This window comes from Mycobacterium sp. NPDC006124 (genome assembly GCF_040614235.1).
GTDB lineage: Bacteria > Actinomycetota > Actinomycetes > Mycobacteriales > Mycobacteriaceae > Mycobacterium.
In genome coordinates this window covers 339,563-354,761 of the sequence record NZ_JBEXUA010000002.1, presented here as the reverse complement: position 1 = coordinate 354,761, position 15,199 = coordinate 339,563, and the positions used below count along the sequence as shown (strand labels likewise).

Here is a 15,199-nt window from a genome sequence, read left to right as displayed (position 1 = left end):
TCCACTACCGAGGTATTCGGAGCAGTCACCGATACAGATGTCCCCGCGGCGCCCTATTCAAACGGACAGCCCGGGTTTGGTGCGTCGACGGCTGGGGGAGCCCCCGCGTCGTCGATGTAGAGAACCCACATCACGACCGGCTCGACACCGAGGTTGCGGCCTTCGTGCACGTGGTCGGGTCCACTGTCCTCGGTGATCGGCGCGCCCGCCGAATAGACGCCGTCGACCGAGCAGTCCGCGAAGTCATGAGTCAGCGTGCCGGACCGGACGACGCCGTAGACCCGGCCCGGGTGCCAGTGCCACCCGGTGCTGCCGCCCGGGGCGATCGTGATCTCCTTGGTGATGTAGTCGTGGCCGTCCACGGTGGCCTGCGACAGGACCCTGGCGTCCACTCCGCGGCTCGGGGTGGCGCCGGCCGGTGCAGCCATGCCGATGGTCGCGACGGTCGCCACGGCGAGGGCGGCGGCGAGTTCACGAACGTCGGCCATGGGGGAAGCGTGTCACACCGGCCGTCGAGTGTGCGCTGCGATCCGCGCGACCGGTACCCTCATACCCGATGAGCGAGGATCAGCGGACGGACGACGGCGTCGCCTCCTACGCATCTGCCGGAGTGGACATCGAGGCGGGCGACCGCGCGGTCGAGCTGTTCAAACCGCTTGCGAAGAAGGCCACTCGACCTGAGGTGCGAGGAGGGCTCGGCGGGTTCGCGGGGTTGTTCGCCCTGCGTGGCGGGTATCGCGAGCCGCTGCTGGCGTCGTCCACCGACGGCGTCGGAACCAAGCTGGCGATCGCCCAGGCGATGGACAAGCACGACACGGTGGGCCTGGACCTGGTGGCGATGGTCGTCGACGACCTCGTCGTCTGTGGCGCCGAGCCGCTGTTCCTGCAGGACTACATCGCCGTCGGCCGCACGGTCCCCGAACGCGTCGCCGAGATCGTCTCGGGCATCGCCGACGGCTGCGTCATCGCCGGCTGCGCGCTGCTAGGCGGCGAGACCGCCGAGCACCCGGGCCTCATGTCACCGGACCACTACGACATCTCCGCGACCGGAGTCGGCGTGGTGGAGGCCGACGACGTACTCGGCCCCGATCGCGTGAAGCCCGGTGACGTCATCATCGCGATGGCCTCCACCGGGCTGCACTCCAACGGATACTCGTTGGCGCGCAAGGTACTTCTGGAGATCGACCGCGGAAACCTCGCCGGACACGTGGAGGAATTCGGTCGCACCCTCGGCGAGGAACTGCTCGAACCGACGCGGATCTACGCCAAGGACTGCCTGGCGTTGGCCGCCGAGACCCAGGTGCGGACGTTCTGCCACGTCACCGGCGGTGGGCTGGCAGGCAACCTCGAACGCGTCATCCCCAACGGGCTCAGTGCCGAGTTGGATCGCGGAACGTGGACGCCCGCCCCGGTTTTCGCGATGATCGCCCAGCGGGGGCGCATCGACCGCGCCGAGATGGACAAGACGTTCAACATGGGTGTCGGCATGGTTGCCATCGTTGCGCCGGAGGACACCGACCGTGCGTTGGCGATCTTGACTGCCCGACACCTGGACTGCTGGACCCTAGGCACCGTCACCAAGGGCGGCAAGGGCCAGTCGCGCGCTCAGTTGGTCGGGCAGCACCCGAGGTTCTGAGCGCCGACGTCGGCCCTGGTTGCGGGTGACCGCTCAGCGGCGCCAGTCGTCGTCGTCGACCCAGCGATCGTCCACTGGAGCATCGCTCAGGATGTCCGGCTCGGTGGAACCGGCACCGCCCAGTTCCTGCTGTAACCGTTGAAAATCGGTTTGTGGCGAGCTGTACTTGAGGTCGCGAGCGACCTTCGTCTGCTTCGCCTTCGCCCGGCCGCGGCCCATGGGGGACCCCCTCGCGCAATAACGGAGCGGCCCGAGTAGCAGGCGGCTCCGATCTGAATGTGTTTTATCGTCCTGCCGACACTTTACCGTGCCCGGCGGTCTCATGCTGGCAGGGCCATCCCCACGGCGAGCGCGGCGACTTCGATGTCAACGCTGGCCGCCCCGCAGACGTTCCACGGCGAGCCTCCCTGCGCCCACCGCAGCGGCCTCCGGCAGCGAATCCGGGTCGATCAACGCGCTCACCGCCGTCTCGCCGCCGGTGCTGAGCTGGGTGTCCGCCGGCACCCCACGCTTGAGCAGCGCCACCGCGATGGGGCCGTGGTCGACGTGGTCGACCACGGTGCCGAGCCGACCGATCGAGCGTCCACCGGCAAGCACCGGATCGCCGGGTGCCGGCCGGTCGGCCGACCCGTCGAGCTGCAGCAGGACCAGCATCCTGGGCGGCTTGCCGAGGTTGTGCACCCGCGCCACGGTCTCCTGGCCCCGGTAGCAGCCCTTGTCGAGGTGAACGGCCCCCTCGCCCGGGCCGCCGATCCAGCCGACCTCGTGGGGAATCGTCCGCTCGTCGGTGTCGACGCCGAGTCGGGGCCTGACCGCGGCCACCCGCTGCGCCTCGTACGTCCAGATGCCCGCGGGCCGGGCGCCCGCCGCGGACAGCCGGTCGAGCCACGAGGCCACGGCGCCACGGGGCACCACCACGTCGACCTCGCCGGGGCGCAGCGTGCGCACGAAACCGCCCTCTGGCAGCGGTGATGCGGTGGCCACCGCGGGCAGCGAGTCGATCCCGAGGGCGGCGAGAACGGCGGGATCGTCGACGTGTGGGCCGAGTAGGGACAGCACCGCGAGGTCCGCGGGTTCGGCCACCACGTCGGCCCAGAAGATCATCCTGCGCAGGTAGGCCAGCAGCGGCTCCCCGCGCCACGGTTCGGTGTCGACCACGGTGACCCCGTCGAGCTGGGTCTGCAGCCAGTGATCTTCGACACGGCCCTGCGCGTCGAGGCTGAGGTTCTCCACCACGGCCCCGTCGGGGAGGTCGGCGACGTGCTGAGTCGAGATGGTGTGCAACCACTTTCGACGCTCGGCGCCGGTCAGCGCGATGGTGGCCCGGTGTGAGCGATCCACCACGACGACGCCGGTCTGAGCGGCCCGCTGCTCCCCGAACGGATCGCCGTAGTGCCACGTGGCGCCGGCGTCGGGACCAGATTCTGGGGCGGGGACGGCAGACATCCTTCCAGCGTACGGAGGTCGCGCCGCACTATCGTCGGTGCCCATGACGTCCCGCGACGAGATCGTCGTCACCCTCGACGGCGAGGTCGTCGCCGCGGACGTCCCCGTCGCACGGCTCGACGATCCGTTGTTCGCCCGTGGTGACGGCGTCTTCGAGACGCTTCTCGTCCGCGCGGGCCGGGCGTGTCTGGCCGGGCGTCACCTCGAGCGACTGGCGCGATCCGCGACGATCGTCGGGCTGCCCCCACCGGAGCCCACCCGGTGGGGGACCGCGGTCGCCACGGCGGTCCGGCACTGGCGCGGTCCTGACGAGGCGGTGATGCGGCTCGTGTGGGGCCGCGGGCTCGACGGCGTGCCGATCGGCTTCGTCACCGCGTCGGCGCTTCCCGATCGCGTGGTGGCCGCACGCCGCGACGGGGTGTCGGCGATGACGCTGGACCGCGGGATCGTGGTCGGTGACCTCTCGGTGGCCCGCGAATCTCCACCGCCATGGTCGACGGCGGGCGCCAAGTCGTCGTCGTACGCCGTCAACGCGGCCGCCCTGCGGCAGGCTCAGCGACTCGGTGTGCAAGACGTGGTGCTGGTGAGCGCGGACGGCCACGTGCTCGAGGGGCCGCGGTCCAGCATCGTCATCGCCACCGGCGACGGGGTGCTGGTGACGCCTCCGGCGACGCTGCCGATCCTGCCGGGCACGACCGTGGCAGCGGTGTTCGACCTCGCCCGTCGGCGCGACGTGGACTGCGACGAGCGACCGCTACGGGTCGGTGATCTCCTTGCCGCGAACGGGGTTTGGTTGTTGTCGAGCGTCACCCTGGCGGCGCGGGTGCACACGTTGGACGGTCACACCCTGCCCGCCGTGCGGGCGGCGTTGGACGTGGCTGCGATCGTCGACGAGGCCGTCGGCGCACCCGACTGAACGACGCTCGAAAACCGGTTGTCGGCACCGGGATTCGGGAGTACCTTCGTTTCTACACAGGAAGGAGGTGGTCCAGAAATTGATTGACTCATGGACAAGTGAGGTGGCTGCCCGCTAGCAGCACCGGGGCGTTTACCAGCGTGCGCTGGCGAATTCCCAGCAGTCACCCGGCCCCCGAGCCCCTCGGTCCGTCCAACCAGGAACCAACGGCTCGGGGGCCGCTCCATGTCTGGACCTAGCCGACGTGGCGGGACAGCCGCGCTGACAGATGGGGCACCAACCCACCGTCGGCGTCCACCCGCTCCTCGACGTAGGCGAGGTCACCGCCCTCGACGATGCCGTAGAGCCGCTTGGCACCACCGACGAGCACACCCGACCGGCTGCGGGCCAACGCATCGGTGGCCAGTTCCCACGAGGACTGGTTCAGGGGATGGCCGTAGAACAGTTCGACGTAGCCCGCGGAGTGGGCCAGGAGGAGCTCGATGGCTTGCGTCTCGGCCGGGTCGTCGGGGTCGTTCACGAAGCGCCAAAAGCCGGATTCCCGCAGCGAGGGTCCGACGTAATCGCCGGTCTCCGACAACAGCCAGGAGCGCGCTTCCCAGTTGAGGTACTCACCGCCGTCGTGGGACACCGAGATCTGCTGACCGAAGGCGTAGTCGCCGTCGGGTCCGCGGCCCGTGCCCTCACCGCGCCACACGCCGACGAGGGGTAGCAGGGCCAGCAACGCGTCGTCGAGACTGACGCCCTCGCGAAGGTTGGCCGTGTCGGCGGGCACGGGAAGATCGTCGAACGTGGGAAGATTCCGGGCGGCCGTCACCCTGGCCCGCTCGAGAGCACCGGCGACGGCCCGGTCGCCAGACCCGGGAATCACCGACCCCGTCGAGGTCGGTTCCGCGGCGTCGTCGGCCTCGCCGGGAACCTCGGCGTCGTCGGCTGCAGTCACAACTCGTCGGTGATCAGCCGGTACACCGTGTACAAGGCGAACCAGGTGATGACGACGACTGCCACGATGAGCAGGATTTCGAAGAAGAGCACCACGGAATCGAGTCTAGTTGCGGCGCCCGGCAGCGCGGTGGCCGGGGTTCACGGACGCCGCATCGTCGCTAGGCCGGGCTGGATTGCCCAGCTCCTCCACGGCTCGTCCCTCGCCGCATCGTCGCTAGGCCGGGCTGGATTGCCCAGCTCCTCCACGGCTCGTCCCTCGCCGCATCGTCGCTAGGCGACCTTGACGTCGACTTCGTGGATCCCGGCGCCCGACGGCGCAACGCTGGCATCGCCGTTGCCCGCGGGAGACAGGGCGCGCAGCGTCCAGGTCCCGGGGGCGGCGAAGAACCGGAAGTCACCGGTAGCCGACGCGACGACCTCGGCGGTGAACTCGTCGCTAGCGTCGAGCAGGCGCACGAACGCCCCTCCGACGGTCTGGCCGGCACCGTCGACGACGCGACCGGTGATGACCGTCTCCTTCTCGAGGTCGACGCTGGCCGGCAACGTCAGTCCTTGCTTGGGTGCAGAGCACATATCAACTTCCCAACTCGATCGGGGCGCCCACCAGGGAGCCGTATTCACACCAACTACCGTCGTAGTTCTTGACATTCCGATGGCCCAGCAGTTCCTGCAGGACGAACCAGGTGTGCGAGGACCGCTCACCGATGCGGCAGTAGGCGATGGTCTCCTTGGAGCCGTCGAGCCCCGCGGCCTCGTAGAGCTTGGCGAGGTCCTCGTCGGACTTGAAGGTGCCGTCCTCGTTGGCCGCCCTGCTCCATGGCACGTTGATGGCGGTGGGGACGTGACCGGCCCGCTGGCTCTGCTCCTGCGGCAGGTGCGCCGGCGCGAGGATCTTGCCGGAGAACTCGTCGGGGGAGCGCACGTCGACCAGGTTCTTGGTGCCGATCGCGGCGATCACCTCGTCGCGGAAGGCCCGGATCGCGGTGTTGGGGGCGGCGGCGGTGTACGAGGTCGCCGCCCGCTCGGGCACCTCGGTGACCAGCGGGCGGCTGTCCAGTTCCCACTTCTTGCGGCCGCCGTCGACCAGCTTGACGTCCCGGTGCCCGTAGAGCTTGAAGTACCAGTAGGCGTAGGCGGCGAACCAGTTGTTGTTGCCGCCGTAGAGGACGACGGTGTCGTCGTTCGAGATGCCCTTCTCCGAGAGCAGCTTGGAGAACTGCTGCTGGTCGAGGAAGTCACGCTTGACCGGGTCCTGCAGGTCCTTGCGCCAATCCAGCTTGATCGCGCCGGCGATGTGGCCGTCGTCGTAGGCGCTGGCGTCTTCGTCGACCTCGACGAAGACGACCCCTGGTGTGTCGAGATTGCTCTGGGCCCAGTCGGCGGAGACCAGGACGTCGGAGCGTGCCATGGATGAAATCCCTTCGGTTGCTTAGGTATTCGACAGATTAAGCGGGGGTGGCGGTGGTTCGGAAGCGGGAGACGAGCGGGTAGAGCCGGCAGCCGAGGCAGATGCCGAAGGCGGCGTTGAGGAAGGCGGCGACGAGGGCGAGCGCGGTGGCGGCCAAGCCCAGCAGCATCAGTCCGGTGGCGAAGCCGACGGCCGCGACGACCGCGAACACCAAACCCACCAGCTGGGCGAACTTCAACGGCGGCGCGGGTTCGCGCTCGGTGACCGGGCCCAGCCGAGGCGCGACGAGCGCGGCGAACACGCGGCCGTAGGGATGCCTGCGTGGCCCGCCAACGGCACCGACGGCGAACACCACCGCCTGTACTCCCAGCACGATCGCGGCGGCGACGGGGCTGTAGGCAGACACCAGGAGTCCGACGACGAGGACGGCGGTGGTCACCCATGCGGTGAAGCGGGGACCCCGGACGTCGACCTGATCCGGTGTGGTGGTCTTGTTCGGCAACGGTCTGCTCCTGCTGTTGTGACGAGGCTGGGCGTGGGCATGCCTGAGCGGCTGCTCCGAGGGCGACGCGAGGTGCGCGCGGCTACTCAGCAGCTATGACAACGACAACAGAAACCCGCGACGCGGCACAGATCTACTGCGCGGCGCTTGGTGAGCTGAAGCTCAACGCGGGGGGACACGCCGCAGAGCTTACCCAATGACAGGGGCCTCAGGCCAATAGCGGTTCGAGAGCCGACCGCAGGTCAGCGGCCTTCGGCACGCCAGAGCTTCGGTATCGCTGCCGCCCGTCGGCGTCGAAGATGAATGTCGTCGGCAACGACAGCACCGAAAGCTCGCGCGCGGCGGCCGGATTGGCGTCCATGTCGACCTCGACGTGAGCAACCTCGGGCAGCTCGGCGCAGACGTCGTGGACGACCCGCCGCACGCCGGCGCACGGTCCACACCACGGGGCGCTGAAGTGCACGATTGCGGGTCGGCCCTGGGGCAGGTCCACCTCGGGGAGGTCGACCGCCAGACCCTCGGTACGCCGGACGACACCGTCGCGCCTGGTGAGCAGGCGCCCCACGACGACCGCCACGGCCAACGCCGCCACCAGCACCGCGATCACGACCGCCAAGGAGTTCATGACTGTCTGAACCCATCGACGGCGACCGTTACTCCCGTGGTGATGCCCTCGATGATGATGTCCGAGCCGCGGGCTCCCTCACTGGTCGGCGCGATGGCGAACGGGAGCTTCATCCCCGGCATCCGGGTGCCGAACGCCGCCAGCACCGCGGCCTTCTTCTCCTCGGGCACCTGCTCGTCGGCCGTGCCGGGACCGGTCAGCACGCCGGTGGCGGTGAAGACGAGCGTGGTGTCGTCGTCATCGGGGGTGGACAGGTCCACCGACACGCTCACCCGCTCGTCGAAGCCGGCTGCGGTGGGCGTCCCGGTGAACACCAGCCCGCGGCTGCCGGAGATGCCGGACTCCGTCGTCCCCCCGGTGGCGTCGTTGGTCTCCTTCGGGGGCGCTTCGACGAGCAGGTCCTTGATCCCCATGAATCGGCCGACGTGCGTGGAGTCGACGATCAGACGGCTCTCCAACTTGCCGACCGGCAGGGTGGCGCCGGGCGCCAGCAGCCACGACGTCCCGGTGAGGTCCACCGAGTGCAGCGTCGCCTCGATGGAGGCCTTGCCGACGACGGGGTGGTCCACCCCGGCCGCCCGGATCTCGACCTCCCGGTAGTGGTGGCCGCTCGCCTGGGTGACGAACGGGAATCCCAGGATGCCCACCCAGGGATCGAACGGCAGATGGTTGGCCGCCCGAATACTGCGCGCCCAGTGGTACTCCGCGTAGATGGCCGTCCCGAAATCGGTGCCGACGGCGCCGACGGTCAGGGTCGCGACCGTCGCGGCGAGTCCGATCAGCACCTTGCGCACCCGGACATTCTGGCCTACGCCGGTCGCCGTCAATTGCCCAGCGCGGCAAATTCGCAGGTTGCACGCTATCGTTATGCCATCGTCGGCCGGTAACGGCCGCGTGTCAGCCATGAATCTGGGAGATTGCCCGGACTCGTCACCGTCGACGACGCCGGGTGACCTTCCCGAAATGCGCTGGAGGACCCGTTGGATCTGCTGCTACTGACCGTCGACCCGCACCCGGACTCGGTGCTGCCGTCGTTGGCGCTGCTTGCCCACAACGTGCGTGCCGCCCCGACCGAGGTGTCGTCGCTGCTCGAGGCAGGTACCGCGGACGTGGCCATCGTCGACGCCCGAACCGATCTCGCCGCTGCGCGTGGCCTGTGCCGGCTGCTGGGCACCACCGGCACGGCGGTGCCCGTCGTCGCGGTCGTCAACGAGGGCGGCCTGGTCGCCGTCAACGTCGAATGGGGCCTCGACGAGATCCTGCTTCCCAGTACCGGCCCCGCCGAGATCGACGCCCGGTTGCGGCTGCTCGTCGGACGTCGCGGCGGTGCCGCAGACCAGGAAAGTGCAGGCAAGGTCAGCCTTGGCGAACTCGTGATCGACGAGGGCACCTACACCGCCCGGCTTCGCGGCCGCCCGCTCGACCTCACCTACAAGGAGTTCGAGCTCCTGAAGTATCTGGCACTGCACGCCGGGCGGGTGTTCACCAGGGCACAGCTGCTGCAGGAGGTGTGGGGCTACGACTTCTTCGGTGGCACCCGCACCGTCGACGTGCACGTTCGGCGTCTGCGCGCCAAGCTCGGCCCCGAGTACGAATCGTTGATCGGCACGGTGCGCAACGTCGGCTACAAGGCCGTCCGGCCGGCCCGGGGCCGTCCCCCGGCTCCGGAGTCCGATCCCGGCGAGGACTACGACGACGTGGACGCCTACGACCAGGACCCGGCGGGATTCGTCGACGAACTGGGCGACCCCCTTCGTACCAAGTGACCACCCTCACCTGGCGCACGACCGTGCCCGAGGCCGACCGGCGACGGATCGCCGAAATCGTGGACGCCGCCCGCGCGGTCGACGGGACCGCACCCGTCGGTGACCAGATCCTGCGGGAGCTGCCGCGCGACCGCACCGCGCACCTCGTCGCCGACCTCGACGATCAGATCGTCGGATACCTCAACTTGGCGCCCGCCACGTCCGACGCACCCGCCATGGCCGAGGCCGTCGTCCACCCTCACGCGCGCCGACAGGGCATCGGTGCGGAGCTGATTCGGATGGGCCTGGACGACGGCGGTCCCGGCGCCCGGGTGTGGGCACACGGGAACTTGGCGCCCGCCCGCGCCACCGCCGCGTCCCTCGACCTCGTCGCCGCACGCGAGCTGCTGCAGATGCGCCGCTCGCTGCGCGATCTGCCCCCGGTGACACAGGCCGACGGAGTGCAGGTGCGCACCTACGCCGGACCCGACGACGACGCCGAACTGCTGCGGGTCAACAACGCCGCGTTCTCCTGGCACCCCGAGCAGGGCGGCTGGACCGATGCCGACCTCGCCGAGCGGCGAGGCGAAGCGTGGTTCGACCCGGCCGGGTTGTTCCTGGCCTTCGACACCGCGAGCCACGCCCTCCTCGGCTTCCACTGGACGAAGGTCCACGGGCCGAACCTCGGCGAGGTCTACGTCGTCGGCGTCGACCCCGGCGCGCAGGGGCGCGGTCTCGGAGCGACGCTGACTCTGGTGGGCCTGCATCACCTGGCCGATCGCCTGGGCCCCGACGCGGATGTCACCCTTTACGTCGAGGCTGATAACTCGGCCGCCGTGAAGACGTACGAACGGCTCGATTTCACCGTCTTCACAGCAGACGTGGCGTACACCCGCCGTTAGCCCTCAGCTGTGAAATCGCTGAGGCTGTTCACTGCTCGTTCACCTTTCGTCAGCGACCCGTCCACCGGCGCCGCATACGTTGCCGTGGAGTCCTGAGGCAGACAAAAATCGAAAGTGGGATCAGTGAAGCTCAATCGCTTTGGCACCAGTGCCGGCACTCCATTCGTCGTCGCGTTGTCCGCGGCCGCACTCGCGTTGACGATGTCCGCCTGTGGCAGTGACAACAACTCCGGAACGTCGTCGAGTGGTGCGTCGGGATCGTCGTCCGCCGCCGCCGGTGCGGGTGGCGCCGCCGACTGTGGCGGCAAGGCCGCCCTGACCGCCGAGGGTTCGACCGCCCAGCAGAATGCCATCGCCGAATTCAACAAGGCGTGGGGTCAGGTCTGCTCGGGTAAGTCCTTGTCCTACAACCCCACCGGCTCGGGTGCGGGCGTCACGCAGTTCCTCGCCAAGCAGGTCGACTTCGCAGGCTCGGACTCGGCGCTGGCCGCCGACCAGGTTGCCCCCGCGACCGAGCGCTGCGGCGGGAATCCGGCCTGGAACCTGCCCCTGGTCTTCGGGCCGGTCGCCATGGCCTACAACGTCGAGGGCGTCGACAAGCTCGTCGTCAACGCCGACGTGCTGGCCAAGATCTTCACCGGTGCCATCACGACGTGGAACGACCCGGCCATCGCCGCGCTCAACGGCGGCACCACCCTCCCGGACACCAAGATCACGCCGATCTACCGCTCGGACTCCTCGGGCACCACGGACAACTTCCAGAAGTACCTGACCGCCGCCGCGCCGCAGACGTGGACCAAGGGCGCGGGCAAGGAATTCCAGGGTGGCGCGGGCGAGGGCGCCCAGAAGTCCTCCGGTGTGGTGCAGGCCGTGCAGGCCACCCCCGGTGCCATCGGCTACGTCGAGAAGAGCCCCGCCGCGGCGGCGAACCTGCCGTTCGCGCAGATCGACAGTGGCGCCGGTGCGGTTGAGTTGAACGACGAGTCCACCGCCAAGGCCGTCGGCGACGCCAAGTTCAAGGCCGAGGGCATGGACCTCACCTTGGATCTCAACGCGCTCTACGCCTCCAAGGAGGCCGGCGCCTACCCGCTGATGCTGGCCACCTACGAGATCGTCTGCTCGAAGGGTTACGACGCCGACACCGCCGCCGCGGTGAAGTCGTTCCTGACGGTGTCGGCCAACCAGGGCCAGGCCAACCTGTCGGCCGCCGGCTTCGTCCCCCTGCCCGACAGCTTCAAGGAGCGGTTGCTCAAGTCCGTCGACGCAATCGCCTAGCCGGTTGGCATACGGGCACCAACGCGGTGAGGATGGGTTCACGGAAGCAATGACCGACAACGGGATGACAGTGACGACACCGAACCCAACCGGGGCGGGATCGGGCGAAGTGATCGCTTCGCCCGTCCCGTCGCCGGAACCCATCACCACCAACCCCTCCAAGGGCGGCAAGGTCCGGCTGGGGGACCGCATCTTCGGCGGTCTTGCGCAGGGTGCCGGCGTCGCCATCGTCGTCCTGATCGGCGCGATCGCGGTGTTCCTGCTGTGGCGTGCGATTCCGGCGCTCAGCCGCAACGAGGCGAACTTCTTCACCTACGGCGGCAACTGGGTCACCACCGACACGTCGAAGATGCAGTTCGGCATCCTCGACCTGATTCAGGTGACGGTGTTCGTCTCGGTGTTCGCGCTGGTGCTGGCAATGCCGGTGGCCTTGGGCATCGCGATCTTCCTCACCCAGTACTCCCCGCGACGTCTGGCCGGGCCGCTGGCCTACGTGGTGGATCTGCTGGCGGCCGTGCCGTCGATCGTCTACGGCGTGTGGGGCCTCTACGTGCTGGCCCCCGTGCTCAAGCCGTTCGCCGTGTGGCTGAACCAGAATCTGGATTGGCTGTCCCTGTTCAAGACGGGCAACGCGTCGGTGGCAGGTGGCGGCACGATCTTCACCGCCGGCATCGTGCTGGCGGTGATGATCCTGCCGATCATCACCGCGGTCGCCCGGGAGGTGTTCATCCAGACCCCGCGCGGTCAGATCGAGGCCGCCCTGGCCCTGGGCGCCACCCGCTGGGAGGTCGTCCGCACCACGGTGCTGCCGTTCGGCTTGTCCGGCTACATCAGCGGCGCAATGCTCGGCCTCGGCCGCGCCCTGGGTGAGACGATCGCGCTGCTGATCATCCTGCGCGGCACCCAGACGGCGTTCGGGTGGTCGCTGTTCGACGGCGGCTACACCTTCGCCAGCAAGATCGCCTCGGCGGCAAGCGAATTCAACGACCAGTACAAGGCAGGCGCCTACATCGCGGCCGGCCTGGTGCTGTTCATCCTCACATTCGTGGTGAACTCGCTGGCTCGTGCCGCGGTCGCCGGAAGGGGCGCGAAGGCGTGACCGCAACTCTCGACAAGCCCGTCAAGGCGCCGACGTTCCAGGGCGTCAGCGCCAAGCGCAAGCTGACGAACAACGTGGCGACCGTGCTGGTCTCGGCGTCGGTGCTCGTCGCCCTGGTGCCACTGGTGTGGGTGCTGTACTCGGTGATCAGCAAGGGACTCGCAGCGGTCAGTTCGCCGGTGTGGTTCACCAACTCCCAGGCGGGCACGACGGCGTTCTCGCCCGGCGGCGGCGTCTACCACGCGGTGATGGGCACCCTGCTCCAGGGCCTGGTCTGCTCGCTGATCTCGATTCCTGTCGGCGTGATGGTCGCGGTGTACCTCGTCGAATACGGCGGCGGCACACGGCTCGGCAAGATCACCACGTTCATGGTCGACATCCTCACCGGCGTGCCGTCGATCGTGGCCGCGCTGTTCATCTACGCGCTGTGGGTGGCGACGCTGGGCTTCGAGCGCTCGGGTTTCGCGGTGTCGCTGGCGCTGGTGCTGCTGATGATCCCGGTCATCGTGCGGGCCACCGAGGAGATGCTGCGGATCGTCCCGATGGATCTCCGCGAGGCGAGTTACGCACTGGGCGTGCCGAAGTGGAAGACGATCGTGCGCATCGTCATCCCGACGGCGTTGTCGGGCATCGTCACCGGCGTCATGCTGTCGCTGGCGCGGGTGATGGGTGAGACGGCGCCGCTGCTGATCCTGGTGGGCTACGCGGCGTCGATCAACTTCGACATGTTCGCCGGATTCATGGGCTCGCTGCCCGGCATGATGTACGACCAGATCTCCGCGGGCGCGGGGGCCAGCCCAATCCCCACCGACCGGTTGTGGGGCGCCGCGCTGACGTTGGTGCTGCTGATCGCCATCCTCAACGTCGCGGCACGCCTGGTCGCAAAGATCTTCTCCCCCAAGAAAGTGTAGGAGCATCCCGTGGCCAAGCGCCTCGATCTCAAGGACGTCAACATCTACTACGGCTCGTTCCACGCCGTGGCCGACGTCGCGCTGTCGGTGCAGCCGCGCAGCGTGACGGCGTTCATCGGCCCGTCGGGTTGTGGCAAGTCGACGGTCCTGCGCACCCTCAACCGCATGCACGAGGTGATTCCCGGCGCCCGCGTCGAGGGCTCGGTGCTTCTCGACGGTGAGGACATCTACGGCGCGGGCGTCGACCCCGTCGGTGTGCGCAAGACCATCGGCATGGTGTTTCAGCGGCCAAACCCGTTCCCCACCATGTCGATTCGTGACAACGTCGTGGCCGGGTTGAAGTTGCAGGGCCGACACAGCAAGAAGGCACTAGACGAGGTCGCCGAGCAGTCCCTCAAGGGTGCCAACCTGTGGAACGAGGTCAAGGACCGCCTGGACAAGCCCGGCGGTGGCCTCTCCGGCGGACAGCAGCAGCGGCTCTGCATCGCCCGAGCGATCGCCGTGCAGCCCGACGTGCTGCTCATGGACGAGCCGTGTTCGGCGCTGGACCCGATCTCCACGCTCGCGATCGAAGACCTCATCTCGGAGCTCAAGCAGGACTTCACGATCGTGATCGTCACGCACAACATGCAGCAGGCCGCCCGGGTGAGCGATCAGACCGCGTTCTTCAACCTGGAGGCAACCGGCAAGCCCGGCAAGCTGATCGAGATCGACGACACCGAGAAGATCTTCTCCAACCCCACGCAGAAGGCGACCGAGGACTACATCTCGGGTCGGTTCGGCTAGGGGGTCAGCACCACCCGCGTGCCCGACGGCTCCTTGGCGGTCCACAGGCGTTCTACGTCGGCCAGGGGCTTGGCGTCGACCTCCAGGTGTAGCTCACCGTCGGCCACCATGGCGAAGAGTCGTGGCAGCGCCTCGGACCGGATGTGCGCGAGCACTTCTGGTGGTGCGCTGCCGAGGCCGACGCCGCTGACGGTGATGCCTGCGCTGCGCAGGATGCCCGCCGGCAAGGTGATGTTCAGCCCGGCCATCGACCCGATCTGCACGAACCGGGTCAGGTGGTAGGGCGCCGCGAGCTGGTGGGCTCCGAGGCCCGCGAGGACCTGCTCGGCGGGCTCGCCCCACAGGTAGTCCAGGACGGCGTCGAAGGGCCGCTCGGCGTGCAGGCCGGCGACCCGGGCGCGGAGATCCTCCTCGCCGATGGTGATCACGTCGTCGGCGCCGACGGTACGCAGCCACTGCAGGCGCATGGTGTCGCGGCCGGCGACGACTACCCGGCCGGCGCCGAAGGCGGACTTGGCCAACTGGACTGCGGTCGACCCGGTGACGCCGGTGGCGCCGAGCACCAGGACGTGGTCTCCGAGTTGGACCGCGGCCGCGTGCTGCAGTGACATCCAGGCCGAGACGCCGGGGTTGGGGATGGCTGCGGCGGTGACGGAGTCGACGTGATCGGGCACCACCACGGCACCCTGCGGGTCGACCAGAGTGCGCTCGGCCATCATGCCGTAGGGCGCGAGTGCGCCGGTGTAGACGCGGGTGCCGTCGTCGAGTCGCGCGACGCCGTCCACGCCGGGGATGGCGGGGAGTCGAATTTGACTGCTGGCGTAGTGCTTTCCCGACATCAGGCCCTTGGTGAGGTTGGTCAGCGCGGACGCCTCGACTGTGGCGACCACCCCGCCGCCGACGACTTCCGGCTCGGGCTGGTCGGAGTAGATCGGCGCCGCGCCCCACTCGTGAACCACTGCTGCCTTCATGGCGATCCCTTCGTTTCCTTGGATATGGTTTC

19 protein-coding genes are annotated in these 15,199 nt (G+C 68.8%); 8 read left to right on the top strand and 11 right to left on the bottom strand.

All coding sequences use genetic code 11. The annotated features are described in order from the left end of the window. Positions 1–53: 53 nt before the first annotated feature. Positions 54–488: a cupin domain-containing protein gene (locus ABZ195_RS05480; protein ID WP_355215582.1), complete on the bottom strand. Its 435-nt coding sequence runs from the start codon at positions 486–488 to the stop codon at positions 54–56. 68 nt (positions 489–556) lie between these two features. Here ABZ195_RS05480 and purM point away from each other — a divergent pair, with 68 nt between their 5' ends. Next, the gene (gene purM, locus ABZ195_RS05475; protein WP_355215580.1) at positions 557–1,636 is read left to right on the top strand and encodes a phosphoribosylformylglycinamidine cyclo-ligase; all 1,080 of its coding nucleotides are present in this window, start codon (positions 557–559) and stop codon (positions 1,634–1,636) included. Between the two features lie 33 nt (positions 1,637–1,669). On the opposite strand, the gene ABZ195_RS05470 is transcribed toward purM, so the two are convergent. Together ABZ195_RS05470 and ABZ195_RS05465 are read right to left on the bottom strand one after the other, a co-directional pair. Further along, positions 1,670–1,855: a DUF3073 domain-containing protein gene (locus tag ABZ195_RS05470; RefSeq protein ID WP_355215578.1), complete on the bottom strand. Its 186-nt coding sequence runs from the start codon at positions 1,853–1,855 to the stop codon at positions 1,670–1,672. Positions 1,856–2,002: 147 nt separating this feature from the next. Further along, positions 2,003–3,082 carry a folate-binding protein YgfZ gene (locus ABZ195_RS05465; RefSeq protein ID WP_355215576.1) on the bottom strand — a complete coding sequence of 360 codons (1,080 nt, stop codon included), beginning with the start codon at positions 3,080–3,082 and terminating at the stop codon, positions 2,003–2,005. Between the two features lie 61 nt (positions 3,083–3,143). On the opposite strand from ABZ195_RS05465, the gene ABZ195_RS05460 reads away from it, so the two are divergent. Next, the gene (locus ABZ195_RS05460; protein ID WP_355216089.1) at positions 3,144–3,998 is read left to right on the top strand and encodes an aminodeoxychorismate lyase; all 855 of its coding nucleotides are present in this window, start codon (positions 3,144–3,146) and stop codon (positions 3,996–3,998) included. A gap of 235 nt (positions 3,999–4,233) precedes the next feature. Here ABZ195_RS05460 and ABZ195_RS05455 read toward each other — a convergent pair whose 3' ends face one another. The 7 genes from ABZ195_RS05455 to lmeA form a co-directional block, all read right to left on the bottom strand. Further along, the gene (locus ABZ195_RS05455) at positions 4,234–4,869 is read right to left on the bottom strand and encodes an FABP family protein (protein WP_355216088.1); all 636 of its coding nucleotides are present in this window, start codon (positions 4,867–4,869) and stop codon (positions 4,234–4,236) included. Between the two features lie 344 nt (positions 4,870–5,213). Continuing rightward, positions 5,214–5,516, bottom strand: a complete 303-nt coding sequence (locus tag ABZ195_RS05450; protein WP_056560256.1) for a DUF1416 domain-containing protein — start codon at positions 5,514–5,516, stop codon at positions 5,214–5,216. Position 5,517: 1 nt separating this feature from the next. Then, positions 5,518–6,351: a sulfurtransferase gene (locus ABZ195_RS05445; RefSeq protein ID WP_355215574.1), complete on the bottom strand. Its 834-nt coding sequence runs from the start codon at positions 6,349–6,351 to the stop codon at positions 5,518–5,520. Positions 6,352–6,388: 37 nt separating this feature from the next. After that, entirely contained in the window at positions 6,389–6,853 is a 465-nt protein-coding gene (locus ABZ195_RS05440) for a DUF4395 domain-containing protein (protein WP_355215572.1), read from the bottom strand. 86 nt (positions 6,854–6,939) lie between these two features. Next, complete coding sequence (locus ABZ195_RS05435) at positions 6,940–7,032, bottom strand: Ms5788A family Cys-rich leader peptide (RefSeq protein ID WP_355215570.1); 93 nt, start codon at positions 7,030–7,032, stop codon at positions 6,940–6,942. Between the two features lie 29 nt (positions 7,033–7,061). Then, positions 7,062–7,478, bottom strand: coding sequence for a thioredoxin family protein (locus tag ABZ195_RS05430; protein ID WP_355215568.1), 417 nt, complete (start codon positions 7,476–7,478; stop codon positions 7,062–7,064). Then, positions 7,475–8,272, bottom strand: coding sequence for a mannan chain length control protein LmeA (lmeA, locus tag ABZ195_RS05425; RefSeq protein WP_355215566.1), 798 nt, complete (start codon positions 8,270–8,272; stop codon positions 7,475–7,477). Before lmeA ends, ABZ195_RS05430 begins: the two co-directional genes overlap by 4 nt. Before the next feature lie 186 nt (positions 8,273–8,458). Between lmeA and ABZ195_RS05420 the strand changes: the two genes are divergently transcribed. The 6 genes from ABZ195_RS05420 (at position 8,459) to pstB (ending at position 14,196) form a co-directional block, all read left to right on the top strand. After that, complete coding sequence (locus tag ABZ195_RS05420) at positions 8,459–9,244, top strand: response regulator transcription factor (RefSeq protein ID WP_355215564.1); 786 nt, start codon at positions 8,459–8,461, stop codon at positions 9,242–9,244. After that, a complete protein-coding gene (gene mshD, locus ABZ195_RS05415) occupies positions 9,241–10,125 on the top strand; it encodes a mycothiol synthase (protein WP_355215562.1) in 885 nt (294 codons plus the stop codon). The genes ABZ195_RS05420 and mshD overlap by 4 nt, the downstream gene beginning before the upstream one ends. 123 nt (positions 10,126–10,248) lie before the next feature. Continuing rightward, positions 10,249–11,400 carry a phosphate ABC transporter substrate-binding protein PstS gene (gene pstS, locus ABZ195_RS05410; protein ID WP_355215561.1) on the top strand — a complete coding sequence of 384 codons (1,152 nt, stop codon included), beginning with the start codon at positions 10,249–10,251 and terminating at the stop codon, positions 11,398–11,400. 49 nt (positions 11,401–11,449) lie between these two features. Further along, positions 11,450–12,499 carry a phosphate ABC transporter permease subunit PstC gene (pstC, locus tag ABZ195_RS05405; RefSeq protein ID WP_355215559.1) on the top strand — a complete coding sequence of 350 codons (1,050 nt, stop codon included), beginning with the start codon at positions 11,450–11,452 and terminating at the stop codon, positions 12,497–12,499. Then, complete coding sequence (gene pstA, locus ABZ195_RS05400; RefSeq protein ID WP_355215557.1) at positions 12,496–13,410, top strand: phosphate ABC transporter permease PstA; 915 nt, start codon at positions 12,496–12,498, stop codon at positions 13,408–13,410. Before pstC ends, pstA begins: the two co-directional genes overlap by 4 nt. Before the next feature lie 9 nt (positions 13,411–13,419). Further along, entirely contained in the window at positions 13,420–14,196 is a 777-nt protein-coding gene (gene pstB, locus ABZ195_RS05395) for a phosphate ABC transporter ATP-binding protein PstB (RefSeq protein WP_263993824.1), read from the top strand. Here pstB and ABZ195_RS05390 read toward each other — a convergent pair. Next, positions 14,193–15,167 carry a zinc-binding alcohol dehydrogenase family protein gene (locus ABZ195_RS05390; RefSeq protein WP_355215555.1) on the bottom strand — a complete coding sequence of 325 codons (975 nt, stop codon included), beginning with the start codon at positions 15,165–15,167 and terminating at the stop codon, positions 14,193–14,195. The genes pstB and ABZ195_RS05390 overlap by 4 nt on opposite strands. Positions 15,168–15,199: the final 32 nt, after the last annotated feature.